Origin of the sequence: Janibacter hoylei PVAS-1 (assembly GCF_000297495.1) — a bacterium.
GTDB classification, from domain to species: Bacteria; Actinomycetota; Actinomycetes; order Actinomycetales; family Dermatophilaceae; genus Janibacter; species Janibacter hoylei.
Genome location: NZ_ALWX01000010.1, coordinates 1 through 26,739 on the forward strand (window position 1 = coordinate 1; position 26,739 = coordinate 26,739).

Genomic DNA, 26,739 nt, shown 5'->3' on the forward strand with positions numbered 1-26,739 from the left:
GAGCGAGGCGAGGTCTCCTCGAGCCCCTCGACGAGGGTCGGTGCCGGTGGCTCTCGCGGATGGCGGCGGCGGCGCAGGGTGACGAGGTCCTTGAGGCGCTGGTTGGCCGGGGACGTGATGACGAGATCGGACATGGCGGATCAAGCATGCCCCACAATCGGTGGATGCCCCCGGACTACCGCGTCTCAGCTCGCCGCGTCGTCGTCGCACTGGGTGCGATGTCGCTCGCCATGCTGGTCGTCGCCGCGCTGGGTCGGTGGGTGCTCATCCCGGCCGACTGGGCCCGGGCGCTGGACGAAGGGGGCGTGGCCGCCGGCACCGACCTCGTCCTGTCGGCGCCATGGCTGGGTGACGTCGCCCGTGCGTGGTCGGCCCTCAGCGGGCCGTGGGTCGTGCACCCGCTCGTGGTCGTGGTCGCGGTGACGCTGTGGGTCCGTGGGCGGGTCGGGAGGTCGGTGCTCGTTGTGCCGGCGATCGGCCTCGTCGGGTGGGCACTCGGTGCGGTGTGCAAGGAGATCGTGCAGCGGGCCCGCCCGGAGGACGCGGTCGTCTCGTACGGCAGCTGGTCCTACCCGAGCGGGCACGCGACGAATGCCGCCCTCGGCGCGGTCCTGCTCATCGCCCTGCTGACCCTCGTGGCCACGGTCTGGATCCGCTGGGGCGCCACCCTGCTCGTCGTCGTCGCAACGGCGCTGACGGCCGCCGACCGGATCGTCCTCGGCGTCCACTACGTCAGCGACGTCGCCGCCGGGCTGGTCCTCGGGTCGGCCCTGGCGCTCGTCGGGCTGCGCTGCTTCCCCCCCTTCGTCCTGCCGCTGACCCGCCGCCCTCCGACTCCACATCTCCCTAGGGAAATCACCACCCTCAGTGCCATCTGCCGAGGGAAACACGACCCCACCTGCGCATTTCCCTATAGGGACTCCCCCTTCGCCGGGCAAGGGATGTGGGTCAGATGCGCTGGTGACGTGCGCGGGCGAAGCAGTACAGGCCGAAGGCCACGAGCCCCACCGCGACGACGGTCAGCAGCGCGGGACCGAAGGGCTCGTCGCGCAGGGACTTGAGCGCCCCGTCGAGTCCGTCGGCCTGCGAGGACTGGTGCCGCACCGCGGCGATGACGAAGAAGGCGCCGACGAGGGCGAGGACGGCTCCCTTCGCCGGGTAGCCGACGGCCCCGAGGGCCGTGGCGATGCGCCCGGGATGCTCCTCGAGGTCCTCGAGGAAGGTGCGGGCGACACCCTTGTACACGTGGTAGCCGCCCACGGCGATGACGGCGACGCCGACCCCGCCGACGAGCCACTGACCGGCGGGCTGCTGCATGAGCGTCGCGGTGACGTCCTGCGACGACTGCTCCGACGACGAGGAGGAGCCCGACCCGATGGCGAACTGCCCTGCGGTCCAGGCGATCGCGGCGTAGACGACGGCCTTGCCGACCGCCTTGGCCCGATCGGCTGCGCCGTCACCCGCGCCGGGGGTGACGGCCTCGGTGAGCTGCCACAGGACGAGGCCGGCGAGGGTCACGGTGATGACCCACATGAGCAGGGTGCCGGCAGGGTTGCTCGCGAGCGTGGCGAGCGCACCGGACTGATCCGCCTGCCCGCCTCCTCCCCAGCCGACGCGACCCGCGGTGTAGCCGAGGACGATGTGGAGCAGGCCGGAGGCGACGAAGCCGGCGCGCGCCAACGCCTCGAGTGCCGGGTGGTCACCCACCGTGCGTGCGGCGCGGCGGGCGTCGCCGAGATCAGGAGCAGAGGTCACCGGATCATGATGCCCGCCACCGGACGTGGTGGCGACTACCCGAGCGGACGAAGGGCGTGCGCCAACCCGTCCTCGTCGACGGACCCCGTGGTCTCGTCGGCGGCGGCCACCACCTCGGGCGGCGCGCCGCCCATGGCGACGCCACGGGCGGCCCACCGCAGCATCTCGAGGTCGTTGCGCTGGTCGCCGGCGGCGAAGGTGCGGTGCGGCTCGACCCCCAGCCGCCGTCGGACGAGCTCGAGGGCCGAGCCCTTGGAGACGCCTTCGGGCGCGAGGTCGAGCCAGGCGGTGTACCCGACGGCATAGCTCACCCCGTGCAGGCCGATGCGCTCGACGAGCTCGAGGAAGTCCTCGCTCGCCGCGTCGGGGTCGTGGAAGGTCACGCGTGTCGTCGGCCCGTCGACGAGCTGCTCGAAGGGGACGACCACCTGCTCGCCCTGGAGGACACCCTCCGGGTAGGGCCGGGCGACCTTGAAGCCGACCCCCACCTGCTCCACCGCGACGAGGATGTGCGGTGCGTGCCGCATGACGAGGGTGAGCGCCTCGCGGGGGTCGAAGGTCACGGTGTCGGCGATCCGGTAGCCCTGCGGCTCAGCGGGATCGAGCTCCAGGGTCACGGCGCCGTTGGAGCAGACGGCCCAGCCGTGGGAGAGGCCGAGCAGCTCGAGCACGGGGGTCGTGGCGACGACGGACCGGCCCGTCGAGATGACGATGTGGTGCCCGGCGTCGGCGACCGCCCGGATCGCGTCGCGCGTGGCCGGGCGCAGCTCGCCGGCGTGGGTGAGGATCGTGCCGTCGACATCCAGGGCGACGAGGTGGGGCTCCATGGGTGGAACGCTACCCGCCGACTTTGCGACACGTGGCGGCCGCAGAGGAGACCCGGCGCGCTGCCGAAGTCCCTCGTCGTCGCGTGGTCGCGTGGTCGTTCTCGACTTCGGCTTGATGCTGCGCCGGGCCTCCTCTGCGTCCGCGCCTGGCTCAGCCGCGGGCGGCGCCGAGCTTCCAGTAACCGGAAAAGGTGATCGAGCGCTTGTCCATCCCGACCTCCTGCACGAGGTGACGGCGCAGGGAGGTCGCCAGCCCGGACTCGCCGCACACCCAGGCGTAGTCGAGGTCGCAGGTCGAGGCGGGGTCGGCCACGATCGCGGGGACGACGGCGCTGCCGGGGTCGCCGGCGCCGCGGACGTGCACCGTCACCGCGGCGGGGACGTCGAGTCCGTCGAGCACGTCGGCGGACGGCACCTCGACGTGCGCGTCGATGCCCTCACCGAGACCCGGCAGGCCTCGACGGTCGCGCTCCTCGAGGATCGCGAGCAGGGCCGGCGCGGCCGTCTCGTCCGCGACGATGAGCTGACGTGCCTCGTCGAAGCTCGAGTACAGCGCACCCCCGGAGCGGAAGGCCGCCCGGTCGCCGACCTGCGCGGCCGTGGCCCACGCGGACCCGGGCCCGGAGTCGCCGTGGGTGACGATGTCGACGTCGAGCTCGGCGGTATCGCGGCGCAGCTCGCGCACCGTGTACCAGCGCAGCCCCGGCTGCTCGTTCTCGTCCATCTCGCTGATCGCCGCGCGCACGTTGGTCCGCTCGGGGTCGGGCAGGTGCAGCCGGCCGTCGGCGCCCGGCATGAGCAGGCCGAAGTACTCGTCCGGACCGAGGAGCCGGTACTCGGCGAGCTCGGGGGCCGTCAGGGTGATCCGGCGCATCACGGGGTTGAGGTCGACGACGCGCGCGACGGTGACCTCGAACTGCGACTCCTCCGGGCGCTCGGCGTAGTCGGCCATCGTGCGGCGGGCGTATGCGCGAGCGGCGCCGAGGACGACGCGGTCCTTGAGCTCGGCGATCTTCATGGCTCTCCTGAGGCCGGGTACAACGGGCTTAGGAGAGCCTAACCTGCAGCAGGCCGTTCCCCCCACACGGCCGGTTTCGCTTGCCCGGACGGCGGGCGGCTCAAGCCAGGCCGAGCTCCTCCAGCCCGAAGACGTGGCGGTACTCCAGGCCGGCCTCGGCGAACTTCTCCGCGGCACCGGTCGCCCGGTCGGCGATCGTCGCGACGGCGACGACCTCGGCGCCTGCCTCGCGAGCGGCAGTGGCGGCCTCGAGCGGCGAGTTGCCGGTCGTCGAGGTGTCCTCGACGATGAGGACCCGTCGGCCCGCGATGGCCGGGCCCTCGATGCGCTGCTGGAGCCCGTGGGCCTTGCCTGCCTTGCGCACCACGAAGGCGTCCAGCCGCTCCCCCTTCGCCGCGGTGGCGTGGAGCATCGACGTGGCGACCGGGTCGGCGCCGAGGGTCAGGCCGCCGACGGCGTCGAAGTCGAGGTCCGCGACGAGGTCGAGCATGACGCGGCCCACGAGCGGGGAGGCCTCGCCGTCGAGGGTGATGCGGCGCAGGTCGACGTAGTAGTCGGCCTCGGCCCCGGAGGAGAGGGTCACGCGTCCGTGGACGATGGCCTTGTCCTTGACGATCTCGAGCAGGCGGGCGCGGTCGGCGGCGATGTCAGTCACGCCCGCAGTCTATGGACCAGGTCGGTGGCCTGCGTCGTGTGCCGGTGGCAGACCGTGTCAGGCATGGAGGCGCCGCACCTGAAGGAGGACGCGTCATGCGCGCATCCCGCCCTTCGCCCGCACGTGACGGAGGGCGAGCACACCCGGCTCATCGCCTGGGCCCACGAGCTGCGGGCGGTCCACGCCCGCCTGCGCGAGGCGCTCGACCTCGTGCGCACCGCCGGGGCGGACCCCGAGGCAGCACGGGACCTGCTGCTGTACTGCCGCGGGTTCTGCACGGCCCTGGCCCGCCACCACGAAGGGGAGGACCGTCACCTCTTCCCGGCAGTCGCCGCCGCGCACCCCGAGCTCGCCGAGACGCTGCGCAAGCTCACCCAGGACCACTCGATGATGAGTCACCTCATCGGCGGGCTGGAGGCGGCGCTCGACCGCGACGCTCCACCCGACGAGGTGTACTCCCACGTCGAGGGGCTCGGCGCGATCATGGAGTCGCAATTCGGCTTCGAGGAGAGGGCACTGCTCGAGGTCCTCGAGACGCTCGACCTCCCGACCGACCCCGCCGCCGTCCTCGGCCCGCTCTGAGCCCCCCTGCGCATTTCCCTAGGCAAATACGGTCACCCGTGGGCATTTCCCTAGGGAAATGCGACCTCCCCTTCGTATTTCCCTAGGGAAATGCGGTTCACCCGAGCGCAGGGCGAAGGGGAGGTCAGTCCGGCTTGCGGTGCAGCGCCGTGACGCGCGGGTTGCGCACGAGCGCCCGCGGGATGTGCCGCGCCAGGGCGACGACGGCCTTGTACTGCGCGCTGGGGATCGACACGACCCGCCCGCGCTCGGCGTCCGCGAGCGCCTGGCGCACGAGGTCGCTCGCGTCGAGCCAGAAGGGCCCGGACCGCGACCCCTTGTCGATCCCGGCGCGCTCGTGGAACTCGGTGCGCACGTAGCCGGGCAGCAGCGCCATGACCTGCACCCCGGTGCCGGCGAGCTGACCGGAGAGCGACTCGGTGAAGGTCGTGACGTAGGACTTCGCGGCGGCATAGGTGCCGCTCGCGGTGAGGCCGGCGACGGACGAGACGTTGATGACCTGCCCCCTCCCCCTGCCGACCATCGTCGTGGCGGCGGCGTGGCTGAGGACGAGCACCGCGCGCACCAGCACGTCGAGCAGCTGCTCCTCGGCCTCGACGGGGCTGTCGACGAAGCGCGAGCCCAGCGAGTAGCCGGCGTTGTTGACGAGCAGGTCGACCGGCCGGGCCGTGTCGCGCAGCCGCTCGGCGACCCGCTCGAGCTGCACCCGGTCGGACAGGTCGGCCGGCAGGACCTCGACGGCCACCCCGTGCCGCCCCGAGAGCTCGCCGGCCACCGCCGCCAACCGGGCCTCGTCGCGGGCGACGAGGACGAGGTCGACCCCCTTCGCCGCGAGCTGCTCGGCGAACTGCCGTCCGATGCCGGCGGTGGCGCCGGTGACCAGTGCCGTGCTCATGCGCCCAGCACCCGGTCGAAGAGCTCGCGCAGCTCGCGCCAGTGGCGGTCCTCGCCCGCCTGCTGGTGGCTCGAGGTGTCGGTCATCGTGTATCCGTGCGGGGCGTCCGGGTAGACAGCGGTCGTCGCGGTCAGCCCGTGCTCGGTCAGCGTGCGGTCGAGCAGCTCGATGCTCTCGGGCGGCATGGACCGGTCCTTGTCGGCGTGCCCGTAGACGAAGGCCGCGCGGGCGCTGCCGAGCGACAGGTGCGGGCTGTCGGGCTGGTCGGAGGCGACCTGCGCGCCGTGGAACCCGCCGCACGCCGCGATGCTCGGGTCGACGCACGCGGCGCGGGTCGCGTGCTTGGCGCCCATGCAGTAGCCCGTGGTCCCGATGGGGCCGTCGGCGACCCCGGGCAGCCCACGCAGCGCGGCGACGAAGGGAGCGACGTCGGCCTCGGTCCGCTCCTTGGTCAGCTCCGCCACCCGCGGGAAGCTCTGCTGCCCGTAGGCCGCCCGCTGCTCCGGGTCGGTGAGGTCCATGCCCGCCGGTGGCGACATCTCGGCGGCGCTGCCGAGCCGGTAGAAGGTGTTGGGCGCCAGCACGACGTAGCCCCACGAGGCGATGCGGTCGGCCATCTCCTCGATGCGCGGGCGCAGGCCGATCGCGTCCATCCACAGCAGGACGCCGGGGTGCGCCTGATCGTCGTCGGGTCGGGCCACGATCGCCTCGGCGGTGCCGTCGGCGGCCGGGATCTCGATGAAGGGACGCATGCTGCGCACGCTAACGACCCCCCTTCGCCGTGGCCAGCCCCACCTCCGGCTCAGTGGTGGCGACTCCGCCCGCCTCGGCGCTCGTTCACCTCGAGGCCGGCCCACAGGGCGGTCCCGAGGAAAACGCCGGGGAGGACGCCCCAGCTCTGGTCGGGAACGAAGAACCCCTGCCCACACCAACCACCACTGCCGCCCTGTCACCTGTGGTGGCTAGGGTGGCGCCCGTGCGCATCGCGACCTGGAACGTCAACTCCATCCGCTCTCGCGTCGACCGCGTCGAGGCCTGGCTGCAGCGCAGCGACGTCGACGTGCTCGCCATCCAGGAGACCAAGGCCAAGGAGGAGCAGTTCCCCTTCGACCGCTTCCGCGACCTCGGCTACGAGGTGGCCCACCACGGCCTCAACCAGTGGAACGGCGTGGCGATCCTCTCCCGGGTCGGCCTCGACGACGTGGCGATCGGCTTCGACGGCGACCCCGGCTTCGGCGATCCCGTGGCGCCCGAGGCGCGCTCGATCGGCGCGACGTGCGGTGGCGTGCGCGTGTGGTCGCTCTACGTGCCCAACGGCCGCACCCTCGACGACCCGCACATGGCCTACAAGCTGCAGTGGCTGGCCCGGCTGCGTGACCGCGCCGTCGAGTGGGCCGCCGACGGCACCCCCGTCGCCCTCTGCGGCGACTGGAACGTCGCGCCCCAGGACGAGGACGTGTGGTCGATGGAGTACTTCGCCGACAAGACGCACGTCTCCCCGCCGGAGCGGGCGGCCTTCAACGCCTTCCTCGAGTCCGGCTTCGTCGACGTCGTGCGCCCGTACGCCCCCGGACCGGGCACGTACACCTACTGGGACTACCAGCAGCTCGCCTTCCCCAAGCGGCGCGGCATGCGCATCGACTTCGTCCTCGGGTCGGCCTCCTTCGCCGAGCGGGTGAGCGGCGCGGCCATCGACCGCGAGGAGCGCAAGGGCAAGGGCGCCAGCGACCACGCGCCGGTCATCGTCGGTCTCGACGGCGACGACGGCGCGGCAGTGGACAAGACGGCCGAAGGGGGCGCCCCCCGGTGAGCACGACCGCCCCCGTGAGCACCGTGGTCGCCCCGGACGGCGCCCGCCTCGCGGTCCGCGAGCACGCGCCGCGGTCCGGGTCCGCTGAGGGCCCGACCCTCGTCCTCGCCCACGGCTGGTGCCTCGCCGCCGAGACCTGGGACCCGGTGGTCGCCGAGCTCCAGCGACGCCGCCCGCACCTGCGGGTCATCACGTACGACCAGCCCGGCCACGGCCGCTCGACGCCGGGCCGCTCGCGCTCGGTCTCGCTCCTCGACCTCGGCGCGGCCCTGCGCGAGGTCCTCGTCGAGTCGGCGCCGGACGGCGACGTCGTCCTCGGCGGGCACTCGATGGGCGGCATGACGGTCCTGGCCCTGGCGCAGATCGACCCCGAGCTCTTCCGCCGGCGCGTCCGCGGTGCCGCGCTCGTCGGCACCGCCGCCCATCTGGGCCGACGCCGGCCGGTCCCCGGCGAGGGACTGGCCATGGCGCTCCTCGGGCGGCTGCCGGCGTCCGCCCGGGGCCTGCCGACGACGCCACGGCTCACGGCGGCCAACCTCTTCGGCGACGACCCCGACCCGGTGGCGGTGCGCGCCACGGCGCGGCTCACGAGCAGCACGCGAGCCAATGTCGTCGCCGACTGGCACCGGGCGATCGGTGGGCTCGACTTCCGCGAGCACCTCGCCCCCTTCGCCGGGGTCCGCACGGCCGTCCTCACCGGCTCCCGCGACCGGCTCACCCCCGTCTCGGCGGGTCGGCGCCTGGCCGCCGGCATCCCGGGCGCGGACTTCTGGTCCGTCACCGGCGTCGGCCACATGATCACCTACGAGGCACCCGGCCTCGTCGCGGACAAGATCGAGCTACTCCTCGACGCCGAGCCCGCGAGCCAGCGAGCCTGACCCCTCACGACGCCTGATCCCGAGGCAGGCGAGGGCGAGCAGAGCACCGACGAAGGCGGCCCCAGCCGCCCCGACGAAGACGGTGTGCACCTGCAGCAGCGCCGCGTCGAGCAGCGCCTGCCCGCTCGTCTGCTGCTCCCGGGGCAGGGCGTCGACGGCCTCGTAGTACCGGTGCAGCCCGATGCCGGTGAGCAGCGCGAGGCCGACGACCATCCCGACCATCCGGGCGACGACGACGAGGCTGCTCGCCGTGCCGTGGGCGTGCTGCGGCGCGTCGGCGAGGGCCGCGTCGTTGACCGGCGCCAGAGCCATGCCGAGGCCGAGCCCGACGAGCGCGAGCGTGATCGTCGAGCTCACCTCGGCGAGCGAGCCGCGGTCCCAGCCGGACATCACGAGCAGGCCGGACGCCGCGAGGAGCAGCCCGATCCCGGCCGAGAGGCCGTCTCCGACCCAGCGCAGGACCCACCCGCCGAGGAGTGCGCCGACGGGCACGGCGACGAGGAACTTCACCAGCTCCATCGCCGCGTCGGTCTGCGACCCGGAGGTGGTGAGCCGTGAAAACAGGGGCACGTCGACGACCACGGCGACGAGCGCGACCCCGACGAGCAGCGACACGAGGAGCGCCCAGCCCGTGCGACCGCGCACCGTGCCGCGCGGCACGAGCGGGGAGGCCGCGGTGCGGTGCCGCCACACGTAGGCGAGCGCGGTGACGACCGCCACGGGCAGCAGGGCGTAGCCGAGCGGCCCGACGACCTCGGTCTCGGGGTCGGCGGAGCTGAAGGTCAGCACGACGCACCCGAGCGTCGTGCCGAGCAGCAGCGCTCCGGGCAGGTCGCTCTCCCGCAGCGGCGGCCACCACCGGCGGGCCGTCAGCACGACGAGGGCCAGGGCGAGCCCCAGGGTCACCAGGCCGATGGGTGTGAGCAGCCGGCTCGTCCCGACGACGGGGACGAAGGGCAGGCCGAGGTAGACGTCGGTGGCGAGTGCGGCAGGCGCCGCGAGGGTCAACCACAGCAGGCCGACGGTGACGACGCCGAGCACCGTGGTCACCAGCCGAGGACGAAGGGGGCGGCCCTCCCCGCTGTCCCCCCGATCCCTGAGGAGGCCGTCCGCGGCCGTCTCCCCCCGATCCCTGAGGAGGCCGTCCGCGGCCGTCTCGAAGGGACGCGTCGCGACCGCGATGGCCACCCACAGGAGCACCCCGAGCACGACGTTGAGCCAGAAGATCGCCCGCCAGTCGGCGACGACGAGCACCGCGGCACCGAGCAGTGGCCCGAGCACCGACCCGAGCTCCTGGACCGCGCCGACGACGCCGAGGGGCATGCCGCGGCGGCCGGGCGGCCACAGGTCGGCGACGAGGGCGAGCGTGGCCGGGACGAGACCGCCCCCGCCGACGCCCTGGACGACACGCCCCGCGACGAGCACGTCGAGGTCGACGGCGAGCGCGGTGATGCCGGAGCCGATGACGAAGACGACGAGGCACCCGAGGAGGATCCGCGAGCGCGGGACGAGGTCGGCGAGCCGGCCGATGAGCGGGAGCACGGCGATGTAGCCGAGGAGGAAGCCGGAGATGATCGGCGCGGCGCGCTGCAGGTTGTCCAGCCCCAGCCCGACGCCGCTCATCATGTCGGTGAGCGCGAGGACGACGACGTAGGTGTCGGCGGCCGCGAGAGCGACGGCGGTCGAGGCGAGCGTGAGCAGGGTCCGGGGGTTGGCCCCGGTCAGGCCGGCCACGTCAGGAGGACGGCTCGTCGATCTGCACGCTCTTGCCGTAGTCCTTGAGGGTGAGCGTGAAGGTCGTCTCGGTCTCCTTGTAGAAGTCCCCGGTGATCTTCACCGAGCGCAGCTGCCCGCTGTCGGGCTCGATGCCGTAGGTGACGTCGAAGGTCTCCCGCCCCTCGCCGAGGTTGAATAGGCGCGTAATGTCCTCCTTGGGGATCGTCCCCGTGTACTCCTGCAGCACCGTGTCGCCGGATCGGGTGCGCTCCCCGGCCGTGGCGTCGGAGGTGTGGGCGAGGATCTGGTCGACGCCGCTGCCGGTGCGGAAGAACTCGGCGGGGTTGGGCGCGCCGAGGTCGGCCATGTCGACGGGGTTGAAGTCCTTGGTGAAGAAGGACATCCACGTCTTGTCGTCGACGGCGATGATCTCGACGCCCGCGGAGTTGCCGTCGATGACGCCGGTGACCTGACCCTGGAACTTCGGGGTGGTCTTGTCGACGATGCCGGAGCCGGTGGCCGCGGAGACGCCGTTGCGCCCCTTGGGTATCGCCGACTGCTTGAGGTCGAAGCCGACCGAGCCGGCGTCGACGAAGGTCGTGCGGGCGGTCTCGAGGGCCTCGGGCGGCGGGGCCGCATCCTCGAAGGCCGAGCACCCCGCGACGAGCGTCAGGGCGAGGGGCACGGCGGCAAGCACGGATCGACGTCGCATGTCGGCCAACCTAACCCGCTGGGTACCGGTGGCGACACCACCGCGACCCAGCCCACACGATCGTGAGCTGGGCCGCGGTGGGGCCGGTCGGACCTCAGAAGTCCGAGCTGGCGGCGCGGCGGCGCCGCAGCAGACCCCAGACGACGCCGGCGGCGAGCAGGACGTAGAGGACGATCGTGATCGGCGAGCTGACGAGCACGAAGGGGTCGTTGCCCGAGTTGCCCATGGCGTCGCGCAGGTTGTACTCGGCGAGCGGGCCGAGGATGACACCGATGAGCACCGGCGCGATCGGCACGTCGTAGCGCCGCATCGCGAAGCCGAGCAGACCGAGGCCGAACATCAGCAGCAGGTCGGTCGTGCTCGCCGCCGTCGCGTAGACGCCGAAGGAGGCGAGCAGGCTGATGCCGGCGTAGAGGTAGGCCTTGGGCAGCTTGAGCAGCTGGGCCCACATCGGCGCGAGCGGCAGGTTGAGGATGAGCAGGGCGACCATGCCGATGAAGAGGCTCGCGAGCAGCGCCCACACGATGTCGGCATTGCGCTCGAAGAGCAGCGGCCCCGGCTGCATGCCGTACTGCCGGAAGGCGATGAGCATGACCGCTGCCGTCGCCGATGTCGGCAGGCCGAGCGCGAGCAGCGCGCCCATGGCGGTGCCGGCCGTCGCATTGCCCGCGGCCTCGGGGCCGGCGACACCCTGGATCGAGCCGTTGCCGAAGGTCGGCTCCGCCCGGCGACGGTCGAGGGCCCGCTCGGTGCCGTAGGAGAGGAAGGTCGGCACCTCGGCGCCACCGACGGGGATGACGCCGAAGGGGACGCCGAAGCCGGTGCCGCGCAGCCAGGCCGGCAGCGCCTGGCGGAACTCCGCGCGGGAGAGGAAGGGCCTGCCCTTCGTCGGGAGCAGCTTGGCCTCGTCGGACCGGCCGATGCGGGAGGCCTGGTGGAAGACCTCGCCGAGCGCGAGGAGGGCGACGGTGAGCACGACGATGTCGATGCCGTCGAAGAGGGTCCGCAGGCCGAAGGTGAAGCGCTCCGTCCCCGTCGGCTGGTCGATGCCCACCATGGCGATGGCCAGGCCGATCGCCAGCGCGGCAAGGCCGCGGATCGCCGAGTCGGAGACGACGGTCGCGATGGCGACGAAGGCGAAGACGGCGAGGGCGAAGTACTCGGCGGGGCCGAACTTCACGGCGGCGTCCGCCAGTGCCGGCGCGAAGAAGACGACGATGAGCGTCGAGATGATGCCACCGATGAAGGCGCCGAGGGCCGCGGTGGCCAGGGCCTGCGGGGCCTGGCCCGACAGGGCCATCCGATGCCCTTCGAGCGATGACGCGATCGCGGTGCTGTTGCCCGGGGTGTTCATGAGGATGCCGGCGATGGAGTCACCGAAGAGGCCACCGAAGTAGATCGCCGAGAGCATCGCCAGCGCGGCGAGGGGGTCGAGGCTGGCCGTGAGCGGCAGGAGGAGGGCGACCGCCATGGCCGAGCCGAGGCCGGGCAGGACCCCGACGGCGGTGCCCATGAGGGCCCCGACGAAGACGAAGACGAGGTTTTCGGGCGTGAGGATGTCGCCGAAACCGTTGAGGAGGTTGGTGATCTGGTCCACGTCACATCACCCGAGGATCCCGGCCGGCACGTGGATGCCGAGGAAGCCGCTGAAGACGATCTGGATCGCGGAGGTCATCCCGACCCCGCCGAGCACCAGCCCGAGCGGGCTGCGGGCGCCGAGGCCGAAGCCGACGACGGCGAAGAGCAGCGACCCGGCGATGAGCCAGCCGAGCGGCTGGAGCAGGGCGACGAAGAGGAGCACCCCCGCGGCGACGATGAGCAGCGAGCGCCAGTTGCTGGCCTCGGGCTCCGGCGGCGCCAGGTCGAGGATCGCGTCGGCCTCGTCGCCCGGGTCGGCGGTGACGGTGACCGGGCGCGGGCGCAGCACCTCGACGGTCATGAGCGTCGCGACGACGAAGCAGAGGACCGCGACGATCCACGGGAAGGCCTTGGGCCCGAAGAGCCCGCCGTCACCGGCGACGCGCATGCCGAGGATGCCGGCGACGAGGAAGACCCCGACGGCGGCGACGACGGCCGGGATGATCAGGGCCCCGAGGTCGACCTTGGGGCGGACGGTGGCAGTGGTGGTGTCGGGCGCGGCATTCATACCAGCCCCAGCTCCTTCATCAGCTCGTTGATGCGCTTTTGCTCGCTCGCGACGAAGTCCTCGAACTCCTCGCCCTCGGCGGGGTTGACGACCCACCGGTTGGTCTCCACGGCCTCGCCCCAGCTGTCGGTTGCGAACATCTCGTCGACGATGTCCTCGAGCTCACGACGCTGCGCGTCGCTGATGCCGGGAGGAGCGACGAGGCCGCGCCAGTTGACGAGGTCGACCTCCTCGTAGCCGAGCTCCTCCATCGTCGGGGTGTCGACCCCTTCGAGTCGCTCGGGGGCGACGACGGCCAGTGCCCGCAGGCGCCCGCCCTCGATGAGGTCACGGAAGTCGTTGTAGCCACTGATGCCGACGCCGACGGTGCCCTGGGCGGTCGAGGTGAGCGACTGGGTCAGCTCGCCCCCGCCGGAGTGCGGCGTGTAGTGCAGCTCCTCCGGGTCGATCCCGGCCGCCCGGGCCAGCTGCGCGGCGACGAGGTGGTCGATGCCACCGGCCGAGCCGCCGCCGATGGGCATGGCGCCGGGGTCCTTCTTCCACGCCTCGAGCAGGTCGTCGAGGGTCTTGAACTCGGAGTCCGCAGGCACCGCGATGACCTCGAAGTCCTCCGCGAGGCGGGCGATGACCGTCGTGTCCTCGAGGTCGCGCTGGCCACCGGCCTGGGTGATGCCCCCGAGCATGACGGTGCCGGTGACCATCATGGTCGAGCCGTCACCCTCCATGCCGATGAGCTGGCTCAGGCCGATGGTGCCGCCGGCACCGGGGACGTTGACGACGTTGACGGAGTTGACGATGCCGTCGCTGCGCAGCGCCTGCTGCGACTCGCGGGCGACGAGGTCCCAGCCACCACCGACGGCCGCCGGGGCGATGAGGGTGAGCTGGCTGCGGGCGCCGGCCCCTTGTGCGGAGCCACGCGCGTCCCGCACGGCGAAGACCGCGAGGACGATGACGGCGAGGATCCCGATGATGCGCATGACGTGGGCGCGGGCTACCACGGGTGAGACCACCTTCGTCGTTGAAGAGCCGGAGAGGCGGGGACAGGGGTCCCCCATGATGTCACCATTGCATGACCCACGTCACACACGGGGTGCCGCTCCAGTAGGTTGACGCCCATGATCATCGCCGTCGCGCACAGCCGCACCCCCGCCGGCCGGGCCGCACTCGACCTCGCCCTGCGCGAGTCGGTGCTCCGCGGAGCCGAGCTCGTCGTCCTGCACGTCGTCGACCGTGCGGAGAGCGCGACCAGCGAGGCCGAGGACGCGGTGCGCGCGTCGATCGCCGAGCACGTCCCCACGATCGAGGGCGCCGGTGACGTGCCCACCCGCATCGCGACCGCGGCCACCCGGGGCGACGTCGCCGAGGCGATCCTCGGGCTCGCGGCGGAGGCCTCGGCCGAGCTCCTCGTCATCGGGTCGCGCCGCCGCTCCCCCGTCGGCAAGCTCATCATGGGCTCGACCGTGCAGCGGGTCCTGCTCGACTCCCCCGTGCCCGTCCTCGTCACCCGGGGCTGACACCCCTCCCCCGCATTTCCCTAGGGAAATACGGCCCCCCGTGCGCATTTCCCTAGGGAAATACGGGCGACCAGAGCCGGCTCGTCGCCAGCCGAAGGGCGGGGAGGGACGCCGCCCGCAGCACCTGCCCCCGCAGGTGGCGGCGTCGGGCGAAGGCGCGGGGCGCTCCCTTCGTCCCGTGGCGGTGGACGAGGTCGGCGAGGGCGGCGGCGTCGGCGAGGGCTTCGTTGGCACCCCGCCCGAGGTTCGGGCCCATCGCGTGGGCGGCGTCGCCGATGAGCACGACCCCGTCGCCGACGGAGGTGCGCAGGGCGGGCGCGAGCAGCACCCGTTGTGCGTCGGCGGCGTCCCCCACGGCGGCCAGCACCTCTCCCACCCGCGGGTCCCAGTCGGCGAGCCGACCGCGCGCCAGCGCCACGACCTCGTCACGGTCGACCTCGGTGCTCCGGCGGTCACCGCGAACGGCCGCAAACCAGGCCGCCCCCTGCGGCCCCGGCGTCATGCCGAAGAGCCCGCCGCGGCCCCACCACTCCGTCGCCGTCGTCACCGGCGGACCGGGCAGGTGGCCGCGCAGCGCGACCCAGTCGGTGACGACCGGGGCCGACCCCGCCCAGGTGTGCTGGCGCACGGCCGAGCGCACCCCGTCGGCCCCGACGACGAGGTCCGCGCCGACCTCCGCAGCCAGTGCGCGGGGGTCGGTCACCTGCCGGGTCACCCGGGTGACCGACGGGGGGATCGCCGCCTCGAGGGCGGCGACGAGCTCGGGTCGCGGGACGAACCACAGCCGGGCCGTGTCCGTGGGGCGCAGGTCGTGCAGGGCCCGACCGTCGCAGCGGCGCAGCGCTCCACCCGTCACCGAGAGGGACGCGGCCCGCACCCGGTCGCCCACGCCGATCGCGTCCAGGGCTTCGCGCCCGCCGCGCCACATGGCCAGGACCGTGCCGGCACCGGCCCGCTCGGGCCGCTCCTCGACGAGGGTCACGTGGACCCGACGAGGGTCGAGGGCGACGGTCAGGGCCAGGCCGGCGATGCCGCCGCCGACCACGAGGACGTGTTCGCGAGCTCGCACGCCCCCAGCCTGCCAGCCCCGGGACGAAAAGGTAGTCCCCGGTGCCGGCAGCCCCTCACGGGGATCTGCCGGCGCCGGGGACTACCGCTTCAACACACAACCATCCAGCGCCCCTCAGCGAAGGGAGAGCCCGCCACCCTCCTCGTCGCGGTCGACGACGACGGTCGAGCCGTCACGCACGTCGCCGGAGAGCAGGGCGGTGGCCAGCCGGTCACCGATCTCGCGCTGCACGAGGCGACGCAGCGGGCGGGCGCCGTAGGCCGGGTCGTAGCCGGTCTCGGCGAGCCATTCGCGAGCCGCCGGAGTGACCTCGAGGTGGATCCGACGGTCGGCGAGCCGACTCGCGAGCTCGCGCACCTGCAGCTCGACGATGTGGCCGAGCTCGTCGCGGCTCAGCGCGTCGAAGATGACGATCTCGTCGAGCCGGTTGAGGAACTCCGGCTTGAAGGCTTGCCGCACGACGCCCATGACGGACTCACGGCGCGCCTCACCCTCGAGCAGGGGGTCGGTGAGGAACTGGCTGCCGAGGTTGGAGGTCATGACGAGGATGACATTGCGGAAGTCGACCGTGCGGCCCTGCCCGTCGGTCAGGCGCCCGTCGTCGAGGACCTGCAGGAGGATGTCGAAGGTCTCGGGGTGGGCCTTCTCGACCTCGTCGAGCAGGACGACGGAGTAGGGACGCCGGCGCACGGCCTCGGTGAGCTGGCCACCCTCCTCGTAGCCGACATAGCCGGGGGGCGCACCGATGAGGCGCGCGACCGCGTGCCGCTCGGCGTACTCCGACATGTCGATGCGCACCATCGCGCGCTCGTCATCGAAGAGGAAGTCGGCCAGCGACTTGGCCAGCTCGGTCTTGCCGACACCCGTCGGGCCGAGGAAGAGGAAGGACCCGGTCGGCCGGTTGGGGTCGGCGATGCCGGCCCGCGAGCGACGCACGGCGTCGGAGACCGCGCGCACGGCATCGGCCTGCCCGACGAGCCGGGAGCCGATGATCGACTCCATGCTCAGCAGCTTCTCCGTCTCGCCCTGCAGCAGGCGCCCGGCGGGGATGCCTGTCCACGCCGAGATGACCTCGGCGATGTCGTCGCTGCCGACCCGGTCCTTGACCATCGGCGAGCCCTCGCTCGCCTCGACCTCGGACTCCTGGGCCTGCGCGGCCGCCAGCTCCTGCTCGGCGGCGGGGATGTCGCCGTAGAGCAGCCGGGACGCGCTCTCGTAGTCACCCTCGCGCTGCAGCCGGTCAGCCTGCGTGCGCAGCTCGTCGACCCGCGCCTTGAGGTCACCGACCCGGTTGAGGCCGGACTTCTCCGCCTCCCAGCGCGCGGTGAGCGCGGCGAGCTCCTCGGACTTGTCGGCGAGGTCAGCGCGCAGCCGCTCGAGCCGGTCGACGGAGGCCGCATCCGACTCCTTGGACAGGTGCAGCTCCTCCATCTTCAGCCGGTCGACAGCGCGGCGCAGCTCGTCGATCTCGACGGGGCTGGAGTCGATCTCCATCCGCAGGCGCGACGCGGCCTCGTCGACGAGGTCGATCGCCTTGTCGGGCAGCTGCCGGCCGGTGATGTAGCGGTCCGACAGCGTGGCCGCCGCGACGAGCGCCGAGTCCTCGATCTCGACCTTGTGGTGCGCCTCGTAGCGCTCCTTGAGGCCGCGCAGGATGGCGATGGTGTCCTCGACGCTCGGCTCACCGACGAAGACCTGCTGGAAGCGCCGCTCCAGGGCCGGGTCCTTTTCGATGTGCTCGCGGAACTCGTCGAGCGTCGTCGCGCCGACGAGTCGCAGCTCGCCGCGGGCGAGCATCGGCTTGAGCATGTTGCCCGCATCCATGGCGCCCTCACCGGACGCGCCCGCACCGACGACGGTGTGCAGCTCGTCGATGAAGGTGACGATCTGCCCGTCGCTGGCCTTGATCTCCTCGAGCACGGCCTTGAGCCGCTCCTCGAACTCGCCGCGGTACTTCGCGCCGGCGACCATCGCGCCGAGGTCGAGGCTGACGAGCCGCTTGTCGCGCAGCGACTCAGGCACGTCACCGTCGACGATGCGCTGGGCCAGGCCCTCGACGACGGCGGTCTTGCCGACGCCGGGCTCGCCGATGAGCACGGGGTTGTTCTTCGTCCGGCGGGAGAGCACCTGGACGACGCGGCGGATCTCGGCGTCCCGCCCGATGACCGGGTCGAGCTTGCCGTCGCGGGCGGCCTGGGTCAGGTCGGTGCCGTACTGCTCGAGCGACTCGCCGCCCTCGGCGGGCGTCTCGGACGTCACCTTGCGCCCGGCGCGCAGCTCGTCGATCTTCGCCTCCATGTCGCGGGCGCCGCGGGACTCGACGGCCGCGAGGTGGCCCGTCTCGGCGAGCGCGAGCAGGAGCAGGTCGAGGGCGAGGTGCGTGTCCCCCTTCGCCCGCATGAGGGTGTCGGCCTGCTGGAGCACAGCGAGCAGGCTGCGCCCGAGCGTCGGGGAGGCCGCCGCACCGCTCGTGGTCGGCAACGAGCGCACGGCCGCATCGGCCTGCGCGAGGACGTGCCCGGCGCCGGTCCCGGCGGCCTGCAGGAGGGTGTCGCACTGCGGTGTGTCGAGCTGCACGAGGGCGCTGACGAGGTGCTCGGGCGTGACCTCGGGGTGCCCCTGGGTCTGGGCCGAACGCTGGGCCAGGGCGAGCGCCTCGGCCACCTTGGTGGTGGGCTGGAAGTCCATGGGTCTCCTCTATGGCTGGCGGATGATCTCTGTCTGGAACAACCTCCTCAGAGTTGAGTCTATTCCGCTCAACTCTGGCGCTCACCCCGTGCATGTGGCTGCGGTCAGCAGCTGGCCGTGATGTCGCTCAGCTCGTCACCGCTGGTCGTGCTCGACGACGTGGAGGAGGTCGTCGACGACGTCGTCGAAGTCGTCTTCTTCTTCGTCGACTTCTTCGGCTCCGGCTCCGGCGGGTTGATGGCCTCGTCGACCATCGTGTGGATCTTGTCGTAGTCCGGGCGGTTGACGTCGATGTTCTTGTTGGTCAGGGGCAGCGACTTGATGGTGCCGCCGTCCTGGATGCGCAGGACGAGTTCGGCCCAGGCCTTGAGGTCCTGCTGCGGGATGTCGACCGTCACGTTGTCCTGCAGGGTCTTGGCAAGAGCGGGGTAGCGCACGAGCATCGACGTCGGGTTGACCTGGTTGAGCAGCGCTCCGACCATGCAGCGCTGACGCCGCATCCGCGAGAAGTCACCGTCGGCGGAGTCGGCACGCGAGCGCGAGTACCAGAGGGCGTGGTAGCCGTCGAGCTCCTGCACCCCCGGCTCGATGTAGCCGGTGGTGCCGACGACGACACCCCCTTCGATCTTGCAGCCGATGCACACGCGCTCCTTGACGTCGACGGTCACGCCGCCCATCGCGTCGACGAGCTGGGTGAAGCCCTCGAGGTTGATGACGGTCGTGTAGTCGATGTGCAGCCCGAGGATCTCGGAGGCGGCGTCCTTGGTCGCGACGAGCCCCGGGTTGACGTCCGCCGGGAAGAGGTCGGCGTTGTCGCGCCCGAGCGTCCAGACGTACTCCATGAGGCACTGGTCGCCGCAGTTGAAGCCGTCGGGGTACTTCTGCTTGAGGGGGTTGCTGTCGGAGAAGGGGATGTTTTGCAGGTTGCGCGGGATGCCGAAGAGCACCGTCTCACCGGTCTGCGTGTCGACGCTCGCGACCATGAGCGAGTCGGGGCGGATGCCGTCGCGGTCGGCTCCGGCGTCCGAGCCGACGAGCATGATGTTGACCCGGTCGGTGCCGGCCCACGGGTCGTCGCCCTCGCCGGGAGCCGCGGCACCATCGGGCCGCAGGTCCTCGAAGACCGAGCCGATGAGCGAGCGCTGGATGACTGCATAGCGCACTGACTGCGCCGCGGGGGCGAAGACGAGGAGCGCCGCGAGCGCCGCGAAGACGACCATGGCGACCCGCGGCCGCCCGGAGGTGCCCTCGGGCAGGTTGTCGCGGGCAGTGGTGATGATGCCCCAGATCCACACGATCGCCCCGATGACGATGATCGGGATGAGCACCATGAGGGCCCGCCGGCTCACGCCGACCCCGATGATCGACGAGGTCACGCCCTTGGCCAGGGCCCAGCCGAGCACGAGGAGGATCGTCGCGACGAAGGCGGTCACGATGGTGATGCCCGTCCTCCGGCGGGTGCGGATGAGACCGAGCCCGGGGATGACCGTGCTCGCCGCGGTCAGCGTGTAGTACCGCCGGCTCTGGCGTGCCTTGCGCCGCGCGATGATGCCGCGCTCTCCGAGAGCACGCCGGCTCTCAGGGGTGGTGCTGTCGGACACGGGTGCCAACCTCCGCGTGATGGGGACCGCCGGGCTGCATGGCTGGTGCTCGGCATCCCTGGGCGCGCGTATTCACGACATCGTGACACAAAGGTGACCCGATCCAGCAATGCCGAAGGGGGGTCAGGCGCGCGTCGTCGGGTCCGGGTCGTACCAGCCGTCGTGCTCCTCGGCGAGTGCGGCGAAGCGCTCCCGCAGCCCCTGGGCCACCGCGGTCGACTCGTCGGCGACCATGTCCTCGCGCACGTGCACCGCCCACTCGTGGTCCTCGCTGTCGTCCTCGCCGGCGAGGGCCTCGCGCACGACCCGGACCTCGGTGAAGCCCTCGTCGCGCAGGTCCTCGGCGATGCGGTCGGCGTCGTCACGGTCGGGGAAGACCATCAGGTGCTCGGACATGCCACCAGCCTGTCACGCGTCGGGGGTGGACAACAGGTGCTGGGCGTGGTGTCGTCGGGGGATGGCACAGGAAAACAAGATCACTGTCCAGCGCACCATCGACGCGTCCGCCAAGGACATCTTCGAGGTATTGACCAATCCCGAGCGGCACGCGGAGCTCGACGGCTCCGGCTTCGTCCGCTCGGACGAGAAGACCGACCGCATCCAGGCCGTCGGCGAGGTCTTCACGATGAACATGTCCGGCGACCACATGGGCGGCGACTACCAGACCGACAACCACGTGACCGCCTTCGACCCCCACAAGATGGTCGGTTGGAAGACGGCTCCGGCCGGCACCGAGCCGCCCGGGTGGGAGTGGCTGTGGGAGCTGGAGCCGCAGGGTCCTGACAGCACCCTCGTCACGCACACCTACGACTGGAGCGGCGTCACCGACAAGGCGTTGCTCGAGAAGGTCGGCTTCCCGCTCGTCCAGGAGTCACAGCTCGAGGACACGCTCGGTCGCCTCGCGGCCGCGGTGAGCAGCTAGCGGGGGTCCCGTCCGGTGAGGCCGAGCGCCCGGTCCTGCCGCGAGGCGTCCGGACCGACGTGGACCGCTGGGCCGCACACCCCGTCACCGCGGATCGCGTCGCCGAAGCCGGCGATCGCCGCCTCGACCTCGTCGAGCTCGGCCTCGTTCAGCTCGACCGGCACCCCGGCGCTCGCGCCGATGTCCCACCGGTGGACGAGCAGGTCGAAGCCGTAGAAGCGGTCGAAGGCCGCGCCGATCGTCGTCGCGCCGAAGGGCGTCTCGTACGGCCGCTCGGCGAGGGTGTCGTCGGCGAGCTGGCGGGCGACGCCCTCGGCGTGCGTGCGCCAGGCGGTCGCCGGCCCGAGCGCGGCCACCGTCGGCGCCGGGTCGGGCAGGTCGGCGCCCGCCTTGAGCAGGAAGTCGCGCTGCGTGTCGATGAGGTGCTGGATGACGTCGAGTCCGCTCCACCCGTCGCACGGGCTGTCCCCGGCGAGGGCCTGCGGGTCGGTGGCGTCGATGAGCCGCATGAGCGGCGTGTGCTTGCGGTCGAAGACGGAGGCGGCGTCCTGGGGTCGAGGCATGGCGCCAGCCTGCCAGCCCCCACCGACATCGGCACGCGACGCCCTCCCCCTTCGTCGGTGAACTCCCGGCGGCGGGACGGCGAAGGGAGCCCCCGCCCCCTTGATCCGTGGGCAGGCCGCCACCAGCATGACGAAGGACATGAGCGGGCTCTTCGTCGCCGTCGGCGACTCCTTCACCGAGGGCGTGGGTGACCCCAACCTCCACTACCCCAACCAGGTGCGCGGGTGGGCCGACCGACTCGCGCGGCAGCTCGGGCGGGCGGACCCGACGTGGCGCTATGCCAACCTCGCGATCCGCAGCAAGTTCCTCGACCAGGTCGTCGACGACCAGCTGGACGCGGCCCTCGCGCTGCGGCCCACGCACATCTCCTTCTGCGCCGGGGGCAACGACCTGCTGTCCCTGCGCGCGGACGTCACCGGCATCGCGGAGCGCTACGAGCGCGCCCTCGTGCGGCTCGTCGGGTCGGGTGCCGAGGTCATCGTCTTCACGACCTTCGTGCCGCAGGCAACGGGGCTGCTCAAGCCGCTCACCAAGCGGGTGCACGCCTTCAACGCCGCGATCCGCGACCTTGCGTCGACCCACGACGCCACGCTCGTCGACCACGACCTGCTGCGCGAGTACGACGACAAGGCGCTGTGGTCGCTCGACCGGATCCACATGGCCCGGCCGGGCCACAAGCGGATGGCGGCCGTCGTCGCGGAGGCCCTCGGCGTGCCCCACACGCTCAAGCTCAGCGACCTCGTGACCGCCGACCAGCCCGGGTGGCGGCACTCCGTGCGCGTCGAGGCGGAGTTCGTCCGCGACGAGGTCGTCCCGCTCGTGCGGCGGCGGCTGCGGGGCGAGTACGAAGGGGACACGACCCGCCCGAAGTGGCCCGAGCCGATCCACCCGAGTGACGGGATGAAGCGGCTGGCCGCCGAGCAGGCAGCCGTCGAGCGACGGTTGCGGGAGTGGGGCGACCTGCTCGAGCGGGTCTGACGGCGCGAAGGGAGGCTCAGCGCGGCTGCCACACGACGAGCGCCTGCCCGCCGCTGCGGGGTCGCGGCCGCTGGCCGTGCCGCAGCGCGACGATGTCGCCCTGCGAGCCGACGGCGAAGAAGCGCCGGCCCTCGCCGAGCTGCTCGCGCGCGGCGTCCAACTCGTCGTCGAGCTCGGCGACCCGGGCGCGCAGGGCCTCGACCTGGTGCTCGAGGTCGAAGATCCGCTGGATCGCCGCGAGCGAGACGCCCTCCTCCTGGGAGAGGCGCTGCACCTCGCGCAGCCGGGTGACGTCGGCGGCGCTGTAGCGCCGACCGCCGCCGCGGGTGCGCGACGGGGTGACGAGCCCGATCCGGTCGTACTGGCGCAGCGTCTGCGCGTGCATGCCGGCGAGCTCGGCGGCGACGGAGATGACGAAGACGGGCGTGCGGTCGTCACTGCTCAGTCCTGAGATCCGGGCCATCGGGCCCACCTCCCTTCGTCATCTCCGTCGCCACCGGCTCGCCATCAGTGTCGTGGTCAGGCGCTCGCGGCGGCGACCAGCGCGGCGCGCGGGTCGTCGGTGCGAGCATCGCGCAGGACCTCGACGGCCTCGCGCTCGGCCTCGCTGAGATCGGTCGGCACGATGATCTGGACCTTGGCGAGCAGGTCGCCGGTGGCCCTCTTCGTCGCGATGCCGCGCCCCTTGAGCCGCAGGACGCGGCCGCTCGGGGTCCCCGGCGCGATCCTGACCTTGACCTGCGACCCGTCGAGGGTCGGCACGGCGACCGTGGCACCGAGGGCGGCCTCGGCGAAGGTCACCGGCAGGTCGAGGGTCAGGTTGTCGCCGTCGCGGCCGTAGACCGGGTGCTTGCCCACCGACACGGTGAGGATGAGGTCACCGCGGGGCCCGCCCTGATCGCCGTGACCTCCCTTGCCGCGCAGGCGGATCTTCTGGCCGTCCTTGACGCCGGCAGGGATCTTGGCGTTGACCTTTTCGCCGTTGACGCTCAGCGAGATCGTCCGCCCTTCGACGGCGTCGCGGAAGGACAGCTCGGTGCGGGCGGTGAGGTCCTGGCCCTTGACCGGGCCCCGCGGGGCGCGGAAGCCCGCACCCTGCCCGCCGAAGCCGGCGCCGCCACCCCCGCCGAACATCGACAGGATGTCCTCGAGGTCGGGCTCACCCGCCCCACCCCCGGCGAAGGGGGAGCCGCCGCCGGTGCTGTAGCGCACCCGCGAGCCGCCCCCCACCCCCGCCGAAGGCCGAGAAGATGTCCTCGAAGCCAGCGCCCCCACCCGGGCCGCCGGCGGTGAATCGCGCACCGCCGCCGGCCATCGAGCGGATGGCGTCGTACTCACGACGCTGCTCCGGGTCGGAGAGCACGGCATGCGCCTCGCCGACGTCCTTGAACTTCTGCTCGGCGGCGTCGTCCCCGGCATTGCGGTCGGGGTGGTACTGCTTGGCGAGCTTGCGGTAGGCCTTCTTGATGTCCGCGGTATCAGCGTCCTTGGCGACGCCCAGGACCGCGTAGAAGTCCTTGTCCAACCAGTCCTGACTGGCCATGTCTCCTCCTCTCGGTGGTGGTTACTGCGGGTCGGCGACCGCGACGCGGGCGGCGCGCAGGACGCGCTCGCCGGCGCGGTAGCCGGGCTGGAGCACGGTGACGACGGTCGTGGCCGTCGCGTCGCTCGGCAGCTCCGTGTCGGAGGCGTCCCACGCGCCGTGCATGAGGGCCTCGTGCACGTTGGGGTCGAAGGCCTCGCCCTTGACGCCCACGCGCTCCAGACCCTGCTTGGCGAGGACCTGCTCGAGCTTGTCGGCGATCGCCCGGAAGGGGCTGCCCTCCGGCAGGTCGCCGTGCTGCTCGGCGAGGTGGATCTCGTCGAGGACCGGCAGGAGCGACTCGAGCAGGTCGTGGACTGCGCGCTCCTTGTGCACCGGCAGGTCCCGGTCGACGCGCCGCTTGTAGTTGACGTACTCGGCCTGCAGGCGCAGGTAGTCGTCCTGGAGCTGGTCGGCGCGGGCCGTGTCGGGGTGGACCTCGGCGTCGCCGGCGGCCTCCCCGTCGCCCGGGGCCGGGGCGGCCCCGTCGGCCGGGGTGGCCGACTCGGGCGCAGCGTCAGCTGCAGCCTCGTCGACCACCTCGGCCTCGACGACCTGCTCCTCGGCCTCCGGGTTCGCCGCGTCGGCGGTCACCTCGGGCTCGATCGGCTGGTTGGGGTCGGTCACTTCTTCTCCTCGTCGTCGTCGACGACCTCTGCGTCGACGATGTCGTCGTCACCCTCGGGAGCGGGCTGCTCGGCGCCGGCGTCGCCGCCGGGGGCCGCGCCCTCGCCCTGCTCCGCGGAGGCCGCGTAGAGGGCGGCGCCCATCTTCTGCGACTCCTCGTTGAGGGTGTCGACCTTCTTGGTCAGCTCCTCGACGCTCACGCCGGACTCCGGCTTGAGGGCCTCCTTGAGGTCGGCGAGCGCGTCGTCGACAGGCTTGCGCTGCTCGTCGGTCAGCTTGTCACCGGACTCGCCGAGGAACTTCTCGGTCGAGTAGACGAGGTTTTCCGCGTTGTTGCGGGCCTCGGTCTCCTCGCGCCGGGCCTTGTCCTCATCGGCGTGGGCCTCGGCCTCCTTGACCATGCGCTCGATCTCCTCCTTCGACAGCGCAGAGCCGCCGGAGATGGTGATCTTCTGCTCCTGGCCGGTGCCCCGGTCCTTGGCCGTCACGTGGACGATGCCGTTGGCGTCGATGTCGAAGGTGACCTCGACCTGCGGCACGCCGCGCGGCGCCGGCGCGATGCCGGAGAGCTCGAAGGTGCCGAGGTTCTTGTTCTGCTGCGCGATCTCGCGCTCACCCTGGAAGACCTGGATCAGCACGGAGGGCTGGTTGTCCTCGGCGGTGGAAAAGACCTCGGAGCGCTTCGTCGGGATGGCGGTGTTGCGCTCGATGAGCTTGGTGAAGAGGCCACCCTTGGTCTCGATGCCGAGGGAGAGCGGCGTGACGTCGATGAGCAGGACGTCCTTGCGCTCGCCCTTGAGGACACCGGCCTGCAGGGCCGCGCCGAGCGCGACGACCTCGTCCGGGTTGACGCCCTTGTTGGGCTCCTTGCCACCGGTGAGCTGCTTGACGAGCTCGCTGACGGCCGGCATGCGGGTGGAGCCACCGACGAGGACGACGTGGTCGATGTCGGAGAGCTGGACGCCCGCGTCCTTGATGACGTTTTCGAAGGGGGTCTTGGTCCGGTCGAGCAGGTCCTTGGTCATCTGCTCGAAGTTCGCGCGGGAGAGCGACTCGTCGAGGTGGATGGGGCCGTTCTCGCCCATGGACAGGTACTGCAGGTTGATCGACGTGGTCGAGGAGGAGGAGAGCTCCTTCTTCGCCTGCTCCGCCGCGTCACGCAGACGCTGCATGGCGATCTTGTCGCCGGAGAGGTCGACGCCGGTGGTGTTCTTCACCTGCGTCAGCAGGTGCTTGACGATGCGCTCGTCCCAGTCGTCGCCACCGAGCTGGTTGTCACCGGAGGTCGCGCGGACCTGGATGGTGGAGAAGCCGTCCTCGGGGTCCTTGCCGACCTCGAGCAGGGAGACGTCGAAGGTGCCGCCACCGAGGTCGAAGACGAGGATGAGCTCGTCCTCCTTGCCCTTGTCGAGGCCGTAGGCCAGGGCGGCCGCGGTGGGCTCGTTGACGATGCGCAGGACGTTCAGGCCCGCGATCTCGCCGGCCTCCTTGGTGGCCTGGCGCTCGGCGTCGTCGAAGTAGGCGGGGACGGTGATGACCGCGTCGGTGACGTCCTCACCGAGGTAGGACTCGGCGTCGCGCTTGAGCTTCTGCAGCGTGCGGGCGCTGATCTCCTGGGCGGTGTACTTCTTGCCGTCGATGTCGTCGGTCGTCCAGTCGGTGCCCATGTGGCGCTTGACCGAGCGGATGGTGCGGTCGGCGTTGGTCACCGCCTGACGCTTGGCGATGTCGCCGACGAGGACCTCGCCGCCCTTGGAGAAGGCGACGACGGACGGGGTGGTGCGGCCACCCTCGGCGTTCGCGATGATCGTGGGCTCGCCACCCTCGAGGACGGCGACGGCAGAGTTGGTGGTTCCGAGGTCGATGCCAACGGCACGAGCCATGGGGCGCTCCTTTGTTCGGGTGGTCGAGGTGGTCACCCCGACGCGAGTTGAGTTGCTGTCGCTCAACTTAGGATCCCGTCCGCGGCTTGCGCAAATCCGTGACCCCAAAGTTGAGTTCACTTGGCTCAACTACGAGCGAAGGGAGGTTGTTCCCGGCCTCGCACATCCCCTTTCAGGCGGGGAGGAGGGGCTCGCCGGGCCGGGAAGGTCTGACCTGGCCGGGATATCCAGAACTGGCCGAGCAATTGCGCGGCCATGTCCGGCCTTCCCGGCCATCTGCAGGTTTCCCGGCCAGACCCCTGCCCTTCGAGACGTCG

The 26,739-nt window shown here is 72.0% G+C and carries 26 protein-coding genes and 1 pseudogene; 7 read left to right on the top strand and 20 right to left on the bottom strand.

All coding sequences use genetic code 11. The annotated features are described in order from the left end of the window. Positions 1-164: 164 nt before the first annotated feature. Positions 165-1,061, top strand: a complete 897-nt coding sequence (locus B277_RS02605; protein ID WP_007924866.1) for a phosphatase PAP2 family protein — start codon at positions 165-167, stop codon at positions 1,059-1,061. On the opposite strand, the gene B277_RS02610 is transcribed toward B277_RS02605, so the two are convergent. The 4 genes from B277_RS02610 to pyrE form a co-directional block, all read right to left on the bottom strand. Further along, complete coding sequence (locus tag B277_RS02610; protein ID WP_128277218.1) at positions 949-1,755, bottom strand: DUF1206 domain-containing protein; 807 nt, start codon at positions 1,753-1,755, stop codon at positions 949-951. The two genes, B277_RS02605 and B277_RS02610, sit on opposite strands and share 113 nt — an antisense overlap. Positions 1,756-1,790: 35 nt before the next feature. After that, positions 1,791-2,582, bottom strand: a complete 792-nt coding sequence (locus tag B277_RS02615) for an HAD family hydrolase (RefSeq protein WP_007924874.1) — start codon at positions 2,580-2,582, stop codon at positions 1,791-1,793. 151 nt (positions 2,583-2,733) lie between these two features. Then, the gene (locus B277_RS02620) at positions 2,734-3,600 is read right to left on the bottom strand and encodes a siderophore-interacting protein (RefSeq protein ID WP_007924876.1); all 867 of its coding nucleotides are present in this window, start codon (positions 3,598-3,600) and stop codon (positions 2,734-2,736) included. Positions 3,601-3,700: 100 nt separating this feature from the next. Next, the gene (pyrE, locus tag B277_RS02625; protein WP_007924878.1) at positions 3,701-4,255 is read right to left on the bottom strand and encodes an orotate phosphoribosyltransferase; all 555 of its coding nucleotides are present in this window, start codon (positions 4,253-4,255) and stop codon (positions 3,701-3,703) included. Positions 4,256-4,318: 63 nt separating this feature from the next. On the opposite strand from pyrE, the gene B277_RS02630 reads away from it, so the two are divergent. Then, positions 4,319-4,837 (top strand): hemerythrin domain-containing protein, encoded by a 519-nt coding sequence (locus B277_RS02630; protein ID WP_238148166.1) that lies wholly within the window; start codon positions 4,319-4,321, stop codon positions 4,835-4,837. Positions 4,838-4,961: 124 nt separating this feature from the next. Here B277_RS02630 and B277_RS02635 read toward each other — a convergent pair whose 3' ends face one another. Continuing rightward, positions 4,962-5,732, bottom strand: coding sequence for an SDR family NAD(P)-dependent oxidoreductase (locus tag B277_RS02635; protein WP_007924882.1), 771 nt, complete (start codon positions 5,730-5,732; stop codon positions 4,962-4,964). Next, entirely contained in the window at positions 5,729-6,484 is a 756-nt protein-coding gene (locus B277_RS02640) for a dienelactone hydrolase family protein (protein ID WP_040880642.1), read from the bottom strand. Before B277_RS02640 ends, B277_RS02635 begins: the two co-directional genes overlap by 4 nt. Positions 6,485-6,708: 224 nt before the next feature. Here B277_RS02640 and B277_RS02645 point away from each other — a divergent pair, with 224 nt between their 5' ends. Beyond that, positions 6,709-7,542, top strand: coding sequence for an exodeoxyribonuclease III (locus B277_RS02645; protein WP_040880643.1), 834 nt, complete (start codon positions 6,709-6,711; stop codon positions 7,540-7,542). Positions 7,543-7,556: 14 nt separating this feature from the next. Then, entirely contained in the window at positions 7,557-8,420 is an 864-nt protein-coding gene (locus B277_RS02650; protein WP_169330579.1) for an alpha/beta fold hydrolase, read from the top strand. Here B277_RS02650 and B277_RS02655 read toward each other — a convergent pair. The 5 genes from B277_RS02655 to B277_RS02675 all read right to left on the bottom strand — a co-directional run bounded on the left by B277_RS02655 (position 8,382) and on the right by B277_RS02675 (position 13,992). Next, positions 8,382-10,154 carry an MFS transporter gene (locus B277_RS02655; RefSeq protein WP_007924895.1) on the bottom strand — a complete coding sequence of 591 codons (1,773 nt, stop codon included), beginning with the start codon at positions 10,152-10,154 and terminating at the stop codon, positions 8,382-8,384. The two genes, B277_RS02650 and B277_RS02655, sit on opposite strands and share 39 nt — an antisense overlap. A 1-nt stretch (position 10,155) precedes the next feature. Continuing rightward, complete coding sequence (locus B277_RS02660; RefSeq protein ID WP_128277219.1) at positions 10,156-10,848, bottom strand: LppX_LprAFG lipoprotein; 693 nt, start codon at positions 10,846-10,848, stop codon at positions 10,156-10,158. A gap of 94 nt (positions 10,849-10,942) precedes the next feature. Continuing rightward, the gene (locus B277_RS02665) at positions 10,943-12,445 is read right to left on the bottom strand and encodes a tripartite tricarboxylate transporter permease (protein WP_007924900.1); all 1,503 of its coding nucleotides are present in this window, start codon (positions 12,443-12,445) and stop codon (positions 10,943-10,945) included. Positions 12,446-12,451: 6 nt separating this feature from the next. Then, positions 12,452-12,994, bottom strand: a complete 543-nt coding sequence (locus tag B277_RS02670) for a tripartite tricarboxylate transporter TctB family protein (RefSeq protein WP_007924903.1) — start codon at positions 12,992-12,994, stop codon at positions 12,452-12,454. After that, entirely contained in the window at positions 12,991-13,992 is a 1,002-nt protein-coding gene (locus B277_RS02675; protein ID WP_238148167.1) for a Bug family tripartite tricarboxylate transporter substrate binding protein, read from the bottom strand. Before B277_RS02675 ends, B277_RS02670 begins: the two co-directional genes overlap by 4 nt. Before the next feature lie 117 nt (positions 13,993-14,109). Here B277_RS02675 and B277_RS02680 point away from each other — a divergent pair, with 117 nt between their 5' ends. Continuing rightward, complete coding sequence (locus tag B277_RS02680; protein WP_007924907.1) at positions 14,110-14,508, top strand: universal stress protein; 399 nt, start codon at positions 14,110-14,112, stop codon at positions 14,506-14,508. A 52-nt stretch (positions 14,509-14,560) separates the two neighbouring features. On the opposite strand, the gene B277_RS02685 is transcribed toward B277_RS02680, so the two are convergent. The 4 genes from B277_RS02685 to B277_RS02700 form a co-directional block, all read right to left on the bottom strand. Further along, on the bottom strand, positions 14,561-15,577 hold the full coding sequence (locus B277_RS02685) for an FAD-dependent oxidoreductase (RefSeq protein WP_040880638.1): 1,017 nt from the start codon (positions 15,575-15,577) through the stop codon (positions 14,561-14,563). Between the two features lie 114 nt (positions 15,578-15,691). Next, complete coding sequence (clpB, locus tag B277_RS02690; protein ID WP_007924912.1) at positions 15,692-18,265, bottom strand: ATP-dependent chaperone ClpB; 2,574 nt, start codon at positions 18,263-18,265, stop codon at positions 15,692-15,694. Between the two features lie 104 nt (positions 18,266-18,369). After that, positions 18,370-19,866 (bottom strand): LCP family protein, encoded by a 1,497-nt coding sequence (locus tag B277_RS02695; protein ID WP_007924913.1) that lies wholly within the window; start codon positions 19,864-19,866, stop codon positions 18,370-18,372. A gap of 123 nt (positions 19,867-19,989) precedes the next feature. Further along, positions 19,990-20,262, bottom strand: a complete 273-nt coding sequence (locus B277_RS02700; RefSeq protein WP_007924914.1) for a ribonuclease E inhibitor RraB — start codon at positions 20,260-20,262, stop codon at positions 19,990-19,992. Between the two features lie 61 nt (positions 20,263-20,323). On the opposite strand from B277_RS02700, the gene B277_RS02705 reads away from it, so the two are divergent. After that, positions 20,324-20,788 (top strand): SRPBCC family protein, encoded by a 465-nt coding sequence (locus B277_RS02705; protein WP_007924915.1) that lies wholly within the window; start codon positions 20,324-20,326, stop codon positions 20,786-20,788. Here B277_RS02705 and B277_RS02710 read toward each other — a convergent pair. Further along, positions 20,785-21,351 (bottom strand): maleylpyruvate isomerase family mycothiol-dependent enzyme, encoded by a 567-nt coding sequence (locus B277_RS02710; protein ID WP_007924917.1) that lies wholly within the window; start codon positions 21,349-21,351, stop codon positions 20,785-20,787. The two genes, B277_RS02705 and B277_RS02710, sit on opposite strands and share 4 nt — an antisense overlap. A 127-nt stretch (positions 21,352-21,478) precedes the next feature. Between B277_RS02710 and B277_RS02715 the strand changes: the two genes are divergently transcribed. Next, a complete protein-coding gene (locus B277_RS02715) occupies positions 21,479-22,330 on the top strand; it encodes an SGNH/GDSL hydrolase family protein (protein WP_040880639.1) in 852 nt (283 codons plus the stop codon). A 16-nt stretch (positions 22,331-22,346) separates the two neighbouring features. Here the strand turns inward: B277_RS02715 and B277_RS02720 are convergent, their stop codons facing one another. From B277_RS02720 to dnaK, 4 genes and pseudogenes are all read right to left on the bottom strand, one after another. Next, on the bottom strand, positions 22,347-22,793 hold the full coding sequence (locus B277_RS02720; RefSeq protein ID WP_007924920.1) for a heat shock protein transcriptional repressor HspR: 447 nt from the start codon (positions 22,791-22,793) through the stop codon (positions 22,347-22,349). A 56-nt stretch (positions 22,794-22,849) separates the two neighbouring features. After that, a pseudogene (locus tag B277_RS02725) lies at positions 22,850-23,873 on the bottom strand (DnaJ C-terminal domain-containing protein). Between the two features lie 21 nt (positions 23,874-23,894). Next, positions 23,895-24,539, bottom strand: a complete 645-nt coding sequence (gene grpE / locus B277_RS02730; protein WP_007924923.1) for a nucleotide exchange factor GrpE — start codon at positions 24,537-24,539, stop codon at positions 23,895-23,897. Then, positions 24,536-26,422 (bottom strand): molecular chaperone DnaK, encoded by a 1,887-nt coding sequence (dnaK, locus tag B277_RS02735; RefSeq protein ID WP_007924924.1) that lies wholly within the window; start codon positions 26,420-26,422, stop codon positions 24,536-24,538. The genes grpE and dnaK overlap by 4 nt, the downstream gene beginning before the upstream one ends. Between the last annotated feature and the right edge of the window lie 317 nt (positions 26,423-26,739).